At 29.3% G+C, this 13,679-nt stretch carries 12 protein-coding genes and 1 pseudogene; all 13 read left to right on the top strand.

Annotated features, from left to right (window positions below; translation table 11 throughout):
- The first annotated feature begins 129 nt into the window (after positions 1-129).
- The 13 genes and pseudogenes from BEE63_RS06140 (at position 130) to rpoN (ending at position 13,678) form a co-directional block, all read left to right on the top strand.
- Positions 130-1,476, top strand: coding sequence for a glycoside-pentoside-hexuronide (GPH):cation symporter (locus BEE63_RS06140; protein WP_081312478.1), 1,347 nt, complete (start codon positions 130-132; stop codon positions 1,474-1,476).
- A gap of 222 nt (positions 1,477-1,698) precedes the next feature.
- On the top strand, positions 1,699-2,703 hold the full coding sequence (locus BEE63_RS06135) for a LacI family DNA-binding transcriptional regulator (protein WP_066020541.1): 1,005 nt from the start codon (positions 1,699-1,701) through the stop codon (positions 2,701-2,703).
- A gap of 328 nt (positions 2,704-3,031) precedes the next feature.
- Complete coding sequence (locus BEE63_RS06130) at positions 3,032-4,483, top strand: tagaturonate reductase (protein ID WP_066020540.1); 1,452 nt, start codon at positions 3,032-3,034, stop codon at positions 4,481-4,483.
- Between the two features lie 68 nt (positions 4,484-4,551).
- Complete coding sequence (locus BEE63_RS06125; protein WP_066020539.1) at positions 4,552-5,580, top strand: aldose 1-epimerase; 1,029 nt, start codon at positions 4,552-4,554, stop codon at positions 5,578-5,580.
- A 319-nt stretch (positions 5,581-5,899) separates the two neighbouring features.
- A complete protein-coding gene (gene nirJ1, locus BEE63_RS06120; RefSeq protein ID WP_066020538.1) occupies positions 5,900-7,084 on the top strand; it encodes a putative heme d1 biosynthesis radical SAM protein NirJ1 in 1,185 nt (394 codons plus the stop codon).
- An 11-nt stretch (positions 7,085-7,095) separates the two neighbouring features.
- On the top strand, positions 7,096-8,103 hold the full coding sequence (nirJ2, locus tag BEE63_RS06115) for a putative heme d1 biosynthesis radical SAM protein NirJ2 (RefSeq protein ID WP_066020537.1): 1,008 nt from the start codon (positions 7,096-7,098) through the stop codon (positions 8,101-8,103).
- A complete protein-coding gene (ahbA, locus tag BEE63_RS06110; protein ID WP_066020536.1) occupies positions 8,096-8,548 on the top strand; it encodes a siroheme decarboxylase subunit alpha in 453 nt (150 codons plus the stop codon). Before nirJ2 ends, ahbA begins: the two co-directional genes overlap by 8 nt.
- Positions 8,549-8,552: 4 nt before the next feature.
- Positions 8,553-9,020 (top strand): siroheme decarboxylase subunit beta, encoded by a 468-nt coding sequence (ahbB, locus tag BEE63_RS06105; protein WP_066020535.1) that lies wholly within the window; start codon positions 8,553-8,555, stop codon positions 9,018-9,020.
- A 355-nt stretch (positions 9,021-9,375) separates the two neighbouring features.
- Positions 9,376-9,441, top strand: a pseudogene (locus BEE63_RS22545) (IS200/IS605 family transposase); the annotation flags it as partial.
- A 118-nt stretch (positions 9,442-9,559) separates the two neighbouring features.
- Positions 9,560-10,390 carry a Cof-type HAD-IIB family hydrolase gene (locus BEE63_RS06100; RefSeq protein WP_066020534.1) on the top strand — a complete coding sequence of 277 codons (831 nt, stop codon included), beginning with the start codon at positions 9,560-9,562 and terminating at the stop codon, positions 10,388-10,390.
- A gap of 286 nt (positions 10,391-10,676) precedes the next feature.
- On the top strand, positions 10,677-11,159 hold the full coding sequence (locus BEE63_RS06095) for a tRNA (cytidine(34)-2'-O)-methyltransferase (RefSeq protein WP_066020533.1): 483 nt from the start codon (positions 10,677-10,679) through the stop codon (positions 11,157-11,159).
- A 16-nt stretch (positions 11,160-11,175) separates the two neighbouring features.
- Entirely contained in the window at positions 11,176-12,015 is an 840-nt protein-coding gene (locus BEE63_RS06090; protein WP_066020532.1) for a DegV family protein, read from the top strand.
- Positions 12,016-12,289: 274 nt separating this feature from the next.
- Positions 12,290-13,678 (top strand): RNA polymerase factor sigma-54, encoded by a 1,389-nt coding sequence (gene rpoN, locus BEE63_RS06085; RefSeq protein WP_066020531.1) that lies wholly within the window; start codon positions 12,290-12,292, stop codon positions 13,676-13,678.
- Position 13,679 lies beyond the last annotated feature (1 nt).

Below are 13,679 nucleotides of genomic sequence, written 5' to 3'. Positions count from 1 at the left end.
TATTAAAATCTTATTATGTAATAGGATTTTATTTTTTGACAATTTAAAAGGCGTATTTCTAGTTTTACAGGAAAGGCTTACATTTATGCAATAATAACAACATATATAATTAAAATGGGAGTGAAATTTGTGAAAAAATTAACCTTAAAAGAAAAGATATCATACGGGTTGGGCGACTTTGGCAATGGTTTTATGTTTGATTTGGGTCAGGCATATTTGCTACAATTTTATACGGATGTTGTTGGAATAGCATCAGCTGCAGCAGGAAGTATATTCTTAGTAACTAAACTATTTGATGCCATTATGGATCCAATAGCTGGAACTATAATAGATTCAAAAAAGCCAGGTAAAAATGGAAAATTTAAATCTACAATGTTTATATCCAGTATATTACTTGCTATAATGACAGTTATAACTTTTACTAACCCTGGTAAGACAGCTGGTTCTAAGTTAGCATTTGCATACGTAACATATATGCTATGGGGTGTATTATACTCATTTACTAACGTTCCATATGGTTCACTTGGTTCAGTTATTACTCAAGATGTACAAGATAGAACAGCTTTATCTACTTTCAGACAAATAGGTTCATCTGGTGCACTATTAATAACAGGTGTAGTATTTATGCCTCTTATAAGTTTATTTGGTAGTGGTAGAATTGCATATGTAATAGTTACTGCAGTTATGGGATGCATTGGAGTAGTATCATTTTATACTACTTATAAGAATACAACAGAAATTGTTGTTCATGATCCTAAAAAAGAAGAAAAGATAACAATTCATACAATTGTAAATGCTATATTTCATAATAGAGCGTTACTTGCCTTGATTCTTATGACATTGTTTTCGATATCAGCTTATAATATAAAAACACAAATAGTTGTATATTACTGCAAATATAATTTGAAAAATGCAAATTTGGTATCATACGTAAACTTTTTTACAATAGGATGTTCTGTCATTGGAGTTTCATTTCTTCCTAAATTAGTTAAAATATTTGGAAAAAAGAAAACAGCAGTTGTGGTATTTTTAATAAGTGCTGCTTCTGATGCTGTTAATTTCTTAATACCAGGACCACATTTTATTGCGTTTATAATACTTGCAACTATTTCCTTCATGTCATTAAGTATAGCAAATGGCGTTACATGGGCATTTGTTTCAGATACAATTGATTATGGTGAATGGAAAAATGGTGAAAGAAGAGAAGGTATTACTTATTCAGTATTCAACTTATCAAGAAAAATTGCTCAGGCTATAGCAGGAAGTACAGCTGGATTTGGTTTGACTTTAGTAGGTTATGTTGCAAATGCACATCAAAGCTCACATACTTTACTTGGAATAAAAGGATTATTACTTTTATATCCTGCATGTGCAGCTGGAGTAGCAGCAATTATGATAGGTCTTGTATATAATCTTTCAGATACTAAATTCTCTAAGATAATAGGTGAATTAAAGGCAAGGAACGCAAAAGCTTAATACTATATAATAAAATATCAATAGTTTCTGTTAACGTGAACAAAAACTATTGATATTTTATAAATACTGAGTTATAATGATATCATAAAGACTTGACAACGTTAACAAGACTTTATGCAGCTATATTGATTTTTAAAAATACTAAAAGAAAGTAGTTTATTTAGGGCTTATTGTGTTATTATGAAATTGTCAATATTGTTACTTGAAGGGTGTGTTAAAAAAATGAGTGTTACAATTAAGGATATTGCTAAGATAGCCAATGTTTCTCATACTACCGTTTCAAGGGCTTTGAACAATAGTCCTGTTATAAACGAAGATACAAAAAAGAGAATTTTGGAAATAGCAAAAAAATTTAATTATGTGCCAAATTATAATGCTAAAAGCTTAGTTCTAAATAAATCTTATAATATAGGACTCTTTTTTTCGAGTATTAGTAAAGGTACATCCCCGAGTTTCTTTCATGAAATTGTAGATGGGGTTAGCAGTGTAGTAGAACAAAATTATAATTTAGTTATAAAAGGAATTGATAATTGCGGTGATTTTAAATACATAACCAGAAAAAGATTTGATGGAATAATATTAGTAAGTCAAAGTGAAAGTGATAATCCCTTTATATATGATGTAATGAACAAGGAAATACCTTTGGTAGTTTTAAATAGAGAAATAGAAGAAAAAAATATTATAAATATAGTTTCTGCTGAAAAAGAGGGAGCATATGCTGCCACAGAATATTTGATCAAGAATGGACACAAGAAAATAGCAATTATAGAGGGTAAAGAAGGCTTTAAATCATCTGTACACAGAAAGTATGGTTTTATAAATGCTTTAGTAGATAATAAAATGCAAATTCAAAACAAATATTTTAAGAGTGGAAATTATGATGTTGAAAGTGGATTTTCAGCTATGAAAGAGTTACTTGAACTAGATGATAGACCTACTGCTGTTTTTTGTTCTAATGATGATATGGCTGTAGGTGCTATTAAGGCTGTTGCAATGAGTGGACTAAAAGTCCCAGATGATATTTCTCTTGTTGGATTTGATGGAAGTATATTTTGTGAATATGTGACACCTGCGCTTACAACAATAAGGAAACAATCAATGCAAATTGGTATAGTTGGAGCTAATAAAATGTTTGAGCTTATAAAAGATTCCGAATTTGAAGCAAAGAAAATTTACATAGGTACAGAACTTATTATAAGAGATTCTGTAAAAAAAATAGAGAGCTAATGCGTTAAAAATACTGCTTATAATATTTATACATATTGATATTACTTAATAAACTCAAGTGTTATAAAGCCGGTATTTAACGATTTAATATGCATTTGATTTTAGGTGAAAGTTTTTAAACTTCACCTGAAACTCAGAATGTAGCTTTTAAAATGAGTATGAGTAATAAAATTAAAGTCTTTTTATAAAATTTGATGTTTACGTGTTCGAAATGTTATATCAAAGTAATCAATACATTTTTACTATAAATTAGAATTATTGACGTTAGAATGCCATCTCATATTTCGAACACGTTAACAATATAGAATATAAGGTGGAGGAAGAAGTTATGAAATTAAATAGGAGTAATTTTAAAGGATATAAAAAATATCCAGAAAGAGTTATACAATTTGGAGAAGGAAATTTTTTAAGAGCATTTGTAGATTGGCAAATAAATAAAATGAATAAAGAAGCTGGTTTTAACAGTAGTGTAGTAATAGTTCAACCTTTAGCTGGAGGATTAGTAGATAAACTTAATGAACAAGATGGACTTTATACACTATATTTACAGGGAGTAAAAGACGGAAAACCTATTAAAGAGCATGAAGTAATTGAAAGTGTAAGTAGAGGTATAAATCCATATTCAAATTATGATGAATACTTAAAGCTTGCAGAAAATCCAGAAATGAGATTTGTTGTTTCAAATACTACTGAAGCAGGAATAGCTTTTGATGAAAATGATAAGCTTGATGATAGTAAATGTCCAAGCAGTTATCCAGCTAAATTAACAACATTATTATATAGAAGATTCAAGTTCTTTAAAGGTGATAAAAACAAAGGATTTATTATCATCCCATGTGAACTTATTGATAGAAATGGTGAAAAACTTGAAAAAATTATATTCAAGTATGCAGAACTTTGGAACCTTGGCTTAGAATTTACTACTTGGTTAAAGGAAGCAAATACTTTCTGCTGTTCATTAGTAGATAGAATTGTTCCAGGATATCCAAGAGATACTATAGATGAAGTACTTAAAGAATTAGGATATGAAGACAATTTAGTTGATGTAGGAGAGTACTTCCACTTATGGGTAATCGAAGGACCAGCATGGATAGGAAATGAACTTCCATTTGAAAAAGCAGGATTAAATGTAAAAATCGTTAAGGATGTTACACCATATAGAACTAGAAAAGTTAGAATATTAAATGGTGCACATACATCACTTGTTCCAGTAGCTTATCTTTATGGATTGGATACAGTTGGAGAATCAGTTGCAGATAAGGTAATGGGAAAATACTTACATGAAACAGTATATGATGAAATAATACCAACACTAGATTTACCAGAAGATGAACTTAAATACTTTGCAGGAGCTGTACTTGAAAGATTTACAAACCCATTTGTAAAACATTATCTTATGAGCATAGCATTAAATTCTATGTCAAAGTTTGAAACTAGAGATTTACCATCATTATTAGAGTACAAAAAGAGAAAGGGAGTACTTCCAAAGAAACTTGTATTCTCATTAGCAGCTTTAATAGAGTTCTATAAAGGTAAAAGAGGAAATGAAGACATTAAATTATCAGATAATCAGGATGTATTAGATTTATATAAAGAATTATGGTCAAAATTTGATGGTAGTGATGCAGGATACGAAAATATAGTTAAGACTGTATTAGGATATGAAAAGAACTGGAAAATGGATTTAAATAAAGTAGAAGGATTAACAGAAGCAGTAACTAAAAACTTAAAGAATATTGATAAACTTGGAATAAAGGAAGCTGTAAAAACAGTTATGTAACTTTTGAGGTAATAAAATTAGTCTTAGGCATCTTTTTTTAGATGCCTTACGTTATGATGAGTGTGGAGATGAAAAGTTTGAATCAAAATTCATATATAAAAGAAATTTCTTGGAAAAACAATTGGGCTGTAAAGTTTTCAGCAGGAGGGTATGAAGCTATTATTGTGCCTGATGTAGGTGGAAATGTAGTAGAGCTTAAAAATATTGATAAAAAAGTCAGTATATTAAGAACTCCTTTAGAAGATTTAAGTCTTACAGATTTCAGAAAAAGACCTCAAGTATATGGACTTCCAGTATTGTTTCCTCCAAATAGAATAGAGGATGGTACTTTTAAATTAGGCGAAAAAGTATATAAGTTTCCAATAAATGAGCCTAAAAATAATAATTATTTACATGGTTTTATCAAGAGCGAAAAATGGGAATTAACTAAAAAGCAAATTTTTGATGATAAAGTAGTAGTAGAAGTTGAGTTTGCATTTACTGAAAAACATAAATTTTATAAATACTTTAATCATAAGTTTCTATTCAAATTGTCATATGAGCTTTCTAAGAATGGTTTAAAGCAGATAACAAGTGTTAAAAATTTGAGCAGTGAGGAAATGCCAGTATCAGTTGGATACCATACTCCTTTTAATGTTCCATTTTGTGAGGATGGAAAAGTAGGGGACTATAGGCTTAAGGTATCTGTGGATAAATATTGGCCTCAAGACGGAAGAAAACTTCCTACAGAAGAAAGTTTAGAACTTAATGATGAACAGAGAAAATATGTAGAAGATGGTATTGTGCCATCATGTCATCCAATAGAATCACTTTATTCTTTGAAAAATATTAAGGTTAACGGAAAAGACTTTAAGGGTGCCTTTATTGAGGATGTTTCAAAGAAGTTAAGAGTAGTTTATAAAATGGGTGATAGCTATAAATATCTTGTAGTATGGAATGATATGGGGGATAAAAAATATGTATGTATAGAACCTCAATCATCGATTATAAACTCTCCAAACGTAAAAATGGACAAGAGCATCTCTGGTTTTACCACAATCAAGCCAGGTGAAATGTGGAGTGAAGAGTGTAACATATTTGTAGAAGATATAAAGTAAATCAAAACCTAAATTGTTCAGCTAATGCTAACTGTGCAATTTAGGCTTTTTATTTAGGCAATTATGGTATTGCATAAGAAGGCTTTATAATAATTAGAGGAAAAGGTATATATAGTTTGATCTAAAAATTAGAGAGTAAAAGCATTGATTTAGAATTAACTTAAATCAATGCTTTTGTTTTAATAATCTCCAAAGGGTGGTTTATCTGTAGAGTAAAAGTATTAGAGGAAGTAGTAAATACGGGATGCATTAAAGAATAATTTCAAAGCTTTGTAAATATACTTTACAGAAAATTTATTTAAAACTAAGGAGTTAGTATATGATAGGAATATCTAAACTTTTATGTTCAAGTGAGAGTTACGGAGATAAATTAAGATATGTAAAAGAAGCAAAAAATCAGAAAAATGGAACTACAAGTAATTTAGGACCTGTTGTGGTTTTTAATTGTACAAAAACTTGTAATTTAAGATGTAAGCATTGTTATGCTGGTTCTGATGGAAAAAACTATAAGGATGAACTTTCAACAGAGGATGCATATAGCTTAATTGCAGACTTAAGTGAGTTTAAAGTTCCTGTAATAATATTTTCAGGAGGAGAACCCTTAATAAGAAAGGATATATTTGAACTTATAGAATTTGCAAAAAAAAATAATATAAGAAGCACGCTTTCAACAAATGGAACACTTATAGATAAGGAAACTGCTAAAAAAATAAAAAAAGTTGGTGTAAGTTATGTTGGCATAAGTATTGATGGCATAGGAGAAAAAAATGATAGCTTTAGAGGGAAAAATGGAGCTTATGAAAAAGCAATTGAAGGAATTAGAAATTGCAAAGATGTGGGACAAAAGGTTGGATTAAGATTTACTATAAGTCAATATAATTACGAAGAAATTGCAAAAATATTTAAATTAATTAAAGAAGAAAAAATTGATAGGGTGTGTTTTTATCATCTTGTATATTCAGGAAGAGGAAGTTTAATGATTAATAAAGACATATCTAATAAAGAAGCCAGAGCAGCGATGGATTTAATTATGGACAAAACTCTTGAGCTCGGAAATAAAGTAGAAATATTGACAGTGGATAATCACGCAGATGCTGTTTATCTTTACTTAAAAGCAAAGGATAAATTTAAGGGTAAAGAAAATGATATTCTTAAGCTTCTTGAAATAAATGGAGGAAATCGTTCTGGCATAGCTATTGCAAATGTTGATTATAGAGGAAATGTACATCCTGATCAATTTACACCAAACCACACCTTTGGAAATGTTAAAGATAAGAAATTCAAAGATATTTGGACTGATTATTCAAATTCCATTCTTAAAGGACTTAAAAATAGGAAGAAACTATTAAGAGGAAGATGTGGAAAGTGCAAATGGCTTTCTATATGCAATGGGAATTTTAGAGCAAGAGCAGAAGCTGTTACAGGGGATTTTTGGGCGTCAGATCCAGCGTGCTATTTAACAAATAATGAAATAGGTGTTTTTGAAAATGAAGGATTGATTTGAGGTGATTTAGTATGATTATATCTTGGAATACTACTAATAAGTGTAATATGCATTGTGAGCATTGTTATAGAGATTCTGGAAAGATGGCAGAGGGAGAACTTAGTACAACTGAGGGAAAAAAGCTTATAGATGATATATCAAAGGCAGGATTTAAAATAATGATTTTCTCTGGAGGAGAACCTTTACTTAGAGAGGATATTTACGAATTGATAGGCTATGCGTCAAAAATTGGCTTAAGATGTGTTATAGGTAGCAATGGAACTCTCATAACATTAGAGGCAGCACAGAAGCTAAAAAAAGCAGGAGTTATGCGTGCAGGGATAAGCCTAGATAGTCTAAAGGCAAAAAAGCATGATAGTTTTAGAAATTATTCTGGAGCGTGGGAAAATACTATTATAGGAATAGAAAATTTGAAAAAGGCTGGTATTTCATTTCAAATAAACACAACAGTAATGAAATGGAATAAAGATGAAGTAAAAGATATAACTGATTTTGGAGTGAATTTAGGAGCTTCAGCTCATCATGTGTTTTTTTTAGTGCCAACGGGTAGAGGAGCAAATCTTGAAGAGCAAATTTTAAGCAAGGATGATTATGAAAATCTAATTAAGGATATAATGTTAAAGCAAACACAGGGAAATATAGAAATAAAGCCTACTTGTGCTCCTCAATTTGTAAGAATTGCAGAGCAAAATAATATTGAGACTAGGTTTAAGAAGGGATGTCTTGCAGGAATAAAATATTGTATTATTAGCCCTACAGGAAATGTTCAGCCTTGTGCATATTTGAATTTTTCTGCTGGAAATGTAAAGCAGAAATCGTTTGGAGAAATATGGAGGAAAAGCCCTATTTTAAAAAAGCTTAGAACAATGGAGTATGGAGGAAAGTGTGGCACTTGTAAATATAAAAATAAATGTGGTGGTTGTAGAGCGCGTGCAGCTTTTTATAGTAATGGAGATATTATGGCTTCTGACACATGGTGTATTTATAATGAGTATGAGGAGAACAAAATTAATGGATGAAAAAAAAGTTCGAATTTTAAATATGCTTCAAACTGAATTTCCTCTAACTGAGAGACCGTTTTTAGAAATTGGAAAGAAACTTAATATAACTGAAGAAACAGTGATACAGATTCTTAAAGAGCTTAAGAACAATGGTCTTATAAGAAGAATAGGAGGAATATTTGATTCTAAAAAATTAGGATATCATACTGTATTGTGTGCACTAAGAGTTTTAGAGGAAAATTTAGATGAAGTTGTTAAAATTATAAATAGATATGAAGGAGTTACTCACAATTATGAACGCGATAACTATTATAATGTTTGGTTTACTATAACAGCAAAATCAGAAAAAAAAATTGAAGAATTTTTAGAAGAACTTAAGGCCACTCTTAAAATTGAGGAAATACTAAAATTACCAGCAGAGAAAGTATTTAAAATAAATGCGGTTTTTAAAGTGAGGGAGTGAAGATATGCTTAGTACTTTAGAAATAAAAATTGTAAAGAGGCTTCAGGAAGATATTCCTATAGTTGAAGAACCATATAAACAAATTGCTTCAGAGATTGGAATTTCTGAAAAAGAATTAATGAATAAGATAGATGAGTTTTTTAAAAAGGGTGTTCTACGCAGATTTGGAGCTATAGTTAGACATACAAATGTAGGATTTAAATCAAATGTTCTTGTGGTATGGAAAGTTCCAGAGGATAAAATAGAGCAAGTGGTTAAAATTATGACAAGCTTTAAGGAAATAAGCCATTGTTATAAAAGAAAGTCATGTAGGAAGTGGCAATATAATATATATACTATGATTCATGGAGAAAATAAAGCCTGTTGTGAAAATACTATATATAATATTGTAAAGTTAAGTGGTGTAAAGGAATTTGAAGCCTTATATACTCTAAGAGAATTAAAGAAAAAAAGTATGAAATATTTTGTCTAAAATATACAATGTAAGTTTTCTAATAAGATACTTAGATTGTTTTTATTGTCATTCATCAAAAACACCTGCTTAGGGAAGTTGTAAGGTAAAAGTAGACATTGGATTTAACTACCAATTGTCTACTTTTTTAATATAAAGTATATAAGAGAAGGATGTGATATTTATGGGAATACTTAAAGGAACAAAAAAACAAAATCGACTTTTGAAGAAAAATTAATAATTGTAAATAGATATTTTTATGAACATTTAGGGGGAAGAAGTGGATTTCAATAATGGTGGTTTTTATAGTTGGCTAATTTAGTTTGACAACTTTATTGTGAAGGTGCTTTCAGAATAGCTTAAGCAATGAACAAAAGAGATAGGAAAAATATTAAAGCATCTTTGTGAATGGAAAGGTGTTGGAATAATAGTGGTAAATGCATGAGAAGATCATATACATATAAGTTATGAATTTTAGATAATGTAATTTATAAATTGTTATCAATAAAAAAAGTGTGGTAGAATGTAGACATATGCAGTACAAATGAAGGAGAGATTATATGAGTTATAAGTTAATATGTGTTGACATGGATGGTACTGTGCTTGATGATGAGAAAAAGATAAGTGAAGAAAATAAACATGCAATGAAAAGAGCACATGCAGCAGGAGTAAAAATAGCAGTTTGTACAGGAAGACTTTTTACAAGTGCAGTAATTTATGCAGATATGTTAGGTATTAAAGCTCCAGTAATAGCATCAAATGGAGGATATATAAGGGAAAAGGATAGAGATGATGTTATTTACGAGTTGCCTCTAAAAAAGGAAGATTCAAAAGAAATATATAAAATAGTTAGTAAATATGATGCATCGATGTTCTTTAATACTTATGATATGGTTATAGCAAATAAGGAATTTGAAGATAATTATACATATACTAGATTAAATAAAGATCTTCCAGAAGACCGAAGAATAAAACTTGTTTATCCTAAAAACATGTTGGATTTTATAGAAGAAAAAGGGAGCGGAATATTAAAATGTTTATGTAACTCAAAAGATTTAGATAAACTTAATAAGTTAAGAAAAGAAATAGAAGCGTTAAATAAATTTGAAGTTGCAAGCTCAGGAAAAGACAATTTTGAAGTTATGCCTAAAGGCGTATGTAAAGGGAAAGCAGTAAAAGTACTTGGAGAATTCTATAATATAGACAGAAAAGATATAATTTGTATTGGTGACAATGAAAATGATTTATCAATGTTAGAATATGCAGGATTAGGAATAGCTATGGGAAATGCAGAAGATAAGATAAAAAAAGTTGTAGGATATGTAACGGATACAAATAATAATTCAGGAGTTGCTAAAGCAATAAATAAGTTTATATTTGGTGAAAATTAATTTAGTATATTAATAGGATTTTAGTTAATACTATCGCAAAGAGGTCATGGTATATAATGTATGAAATAAAAAAATTTTTATTAATAATGTAAGTTTTTCTTTTAATAATACAGTAATTAAGTATATAATTTAAATATCGTCGTATTTTATATGTTTAAGAGCTAACTTGTGTTTGGGTTTGTTAAGAGATTAGGCAAACTTTAAATAACACAGGTTTTATTCTTTTAAATTATGTTACTGGAATAAGTTATTGCAGTAATATATAATTACTTATAGGGGGAATTCCATGATATTAGGACAAGAAAATTTAAATATAGTATTATTTCAGCCAGAAATTCCGCAGAATACAGGTAATATAGCAAGAACGTGCGTACTTACTAATTCTAAACTTCATTTAATTAAACCGCTTGGATTTAGTCTGGATGAAAAACATTTAAAAAGAGCAGGACTTGATTACTGGAAATATTTAGATATAACTTTATATGATTCCTATGAAGAATTAAGGGAAAAATATAAGGATGCTTCATTTTATTTTTCCACAACTCATGGTCAGGTGTATTATGATGATATTAAATTTAAAAAAGGCGATTTTATTATTTTTGGAAGAGAATCTTGTGGACTTCCTGATTATATAAGGGAAAGTGATCCAGAAAAGTGTATAAGAGTTCCTATGATTAAAACTACTACAAGATCCCTTAACTTATCGAATACTGTTGCAATAGTTGCTTATGAGGCTATAAGACAGGTTGGCTTTCCGAATATGAAATAGAATGGGAGGAGAATGTGTGGAAAAAGTAAAGATAATAACAGATAGTACTTGCGATCTGCCACAATATGTAGCAAGTAAAAATGATATTGAAGTTTTGCCTCTTATGGTTAATGTAAATGGAAAATCGTATTTTGATATGAAAGACATAAACTTTAAGCAGCTTTCGAAAATCATGGATGAAGAAAATATTTTTCCTTCTACATCTCAAATAACACCTCAGAGATTTGTTGAGTGTTTTTCTAAATATCTTGATGAAGGTTACAAAATTATTTGTATAAATTTATCTTCAAAAATGAGTGGAACCTATCAATCAGCCTGTATAGCAAAAGACATGCTTGAAACGGAGGATATAGCTGTTATTGATAGTCTTAATGTTACATCAGGTCTTGGCGTATTAGTTTTAAAAGCCTGTAGATTAAGAGATGATGGTAAATCTTTTGAAGAAATAGAAAGCGAAATAGTAGAGACTATTCCTCATGTCAAAAGTGCCTTAGCCTTTGAAAAACTTGATAATTTAATTAAAGGTGGAAGATTATCTAAAACGGCAGGTACAATAGGAAATTTGCTTGGAATAAAACTAATACTTGAGGTTAAGGACGGAGAAATGGCAGTTAGAAGCAAAGTCAGAGGAAACAAAAAAGCTGCGAGAGTGGTTTTAGACTATTTAAACGATGGTAATATGGATAAAAAAGAAACAAATATATTACTTGACGCAGAAAATGAAGATATTTTACCAATACTTAGACAAAGACTTATAGAAAACCAAAATAAATTTATTGAATGTGAGGTTGGCTGTGTTGTTGGAACTCATTCAGGAACACAAGCTTGTGGAGTATTTTTTATTGAGGAATATTAAACAAAGGGACTTATTTTTTATTAATTATTTTGTTAGATAATTAAATTGTAGAGGATTTTATGTGTTTTACAATTTTTAATTATATTATTCTTGTTTTGCAATATTTTAGTTTGAATTTAACTCATTTATATGACGTTTATCTATGCCATATAAATGAGTTTTTGATTTATGCAAATATATGCAATATATATTTTATTTAATTGCAGTGTATAAATGAAAGTTAAATATGATATAATTAAACTATTAAGTTATATAATGAGTTTAGGTGAAAAAAATGAATTTAAATTTTGAATTGAATTTAACTCAACAACAGAAACTTGTAATGACACAGCAAATGCAAATGTCAATTAAACTTCTTCAGATGTCAAATTTAGAACTAAATGACTATATAAAAAAGGAAATTGAAGAAAATCCGCTTTTAGAGGGAAAGGAAAACGACAAAATTACAGATTATGAGAAGGAAGCAAGTAAGGTAGATTATAAAGAACTTGTTAAATATCTTGATTTTGATAATTATACTCATGGAGGTTCCTCTTATAACAATGATGAAGAAGAAGTATCACCATTTAATTTCATAAGTGGTAAGGAGTCGTTTACAGAATATTTGTTAAACCAGCTTGGAGAAACAAGGATAGATGATGATATCAAGGAAATATGTGTATATATAATAGAAAATCTTAATAGTACCGGATATTTACCTGATAGGCTAGAAGATATAGCAAGTGAGCTTAATGTTAATTTAAAAAGTGTACAAAATGCACTTGATATAGTTCAATCATTAGAACCATGTGGAGTTGGTGCAAGAAATCTTATTGAATGCCTGAAGTTACAGGTGTATAACAAGAATGTAAACGATAAGAATTTAATTGAAATAATAGATAAGCATTTAGTTGATATTGCAGAAAATAAATACAACGCTATAGCTAGTGAACTTAACATAACGCCGCAGAAAGCTCAAGAGTATGGTGATTTTATAAAAAAACTTGAGCCTAAACCGTCTAGGGGATTTTATACAGGTGAAGATGTTAAATATGTAATTCCAGATGCTTTTATAAGAAAAATAGACAATAAGTTTTATGTTATCATGAATGATAATTCTGTTCCTAAGTTATCTATAAATAACACTTATAAAAATATAATTAATAGTGGTAACAATAAAGAAGATACTGATTATGTAAAAGAAAAACTCAACAGTGCTTTATTTTTACTTAAAAGTATAGAACAGAGAAAAAGTACATTGTATGATGTTTTGAATGAAATTCTTGAAAGCCAAAAGAAGTATTTTCAAGGCAAGTCTAATTATTTAGAGCCAATGACCCTTAAGGATATTTCAGAAAAGCTAGATGTACACGAGTCAACTATAAGCAGAGCTATAAGGGAAAAATACGTTTATATTGATACAAAAGGTCTTATTAAAATAAGGGATTTGTTTACTACAGGAATATCTAAGGCTGGAGCTTCAGATGAAAAAGATTTATCAACTCAGAAAATAAAGAATGACATAAAGGCTTTAATAGACGGGGAGGATAAACATAGTCCGTTATCAGATCAGAAGATTTGTGAGCTCTTAAAGGAAAAAGGAACGAATATTTCAAGAAGAACTGTAGCAAAATATAGAGAGGAAATGGATATAAAATCATCAGCAAAGAGAAAAAGATATTAGA

The sequence above is a fragment of the Clostridium pasteurianum genome, from assembly GCF_001705235.1.
GTDB classification, from domain to species: Bacteria; Bacillota; Clostridia; order Clostridiales; family Clostridiaceae; genus Clostridium_S; species Clostridium_S pasteurianum_A.
This window is presented reverse-complemented; position numbering and strand designations above follow the sequence as displayed.

Bases quoted from the DNA above. Each gene is read 5' to 3' on its own strand.
- BEE63_RS06135 (WP_066020541.1), top strand. From the start codon at position 1,699: ATGAGTGTTACAATTAAGGATATTGCTAAGATAGCCAATGTTTCTCAT.
- nirJ2 (WP_066020537.1), top strand. From the start codon at position 7,096: ATGATTATATCTTGGAATACTACTAATAAGTGTAATATGCATTGTGAG.
- BEE63_RS06095 (WP_066020533.1), top strand. From the start codon at position 10,677: ATGATATTAGGACAAGAAAATTTAAATATAGTATTATTTCAGCCAGAA.
- ahbA (WP_066020536.1), top strand. From the start codon at position 8,096: ATGGATGAAAAAAAAGTTCGAATTTTAAATATGCTTCAAACTGAATTT.
- ahbB (WP_066020535.1), top strand. From the start codon at position 8,553: ATGCTTAGTACTTTAGAAATAAAAATTGTAAAGAGGCTTCAGGAAGAT.
- BEE63_RS06125 (WP_066020539.1), top strand. From the start codon at position 4,552: ATGAAAAGTTTGAATCAAAATTCATATATAAAAGAAATTTCTTGGAAA.
- rpoN (WP_066020531.1), top strand. From the start codon at position 12,290: ATGAATTTAAATTTTGAATTGAATTTAACTCAACAACAGAAACTTGTA.
- BEE63_RS06100 (WP_066020534.1), top strand. From the start codon at position 9,560: ATGAGTTATAAGTTAATATGTGTTGACATGGATGGTACTGTGCTTGAT.
- BEE63_RS06130 (WP_066020540.1), top strand. From the start codon at position 3,032: ATGAAATTAAATAGGAGTAATTTTAAAGGATATAAAAAATATCCAGAA.
- nirJ1 (WP_066020538.1), top strand. From the start codon at position 5,900: ATGATAGGAATATCTAAACTTTTATGTTCAAGTGAGAGTTACGGAGAT.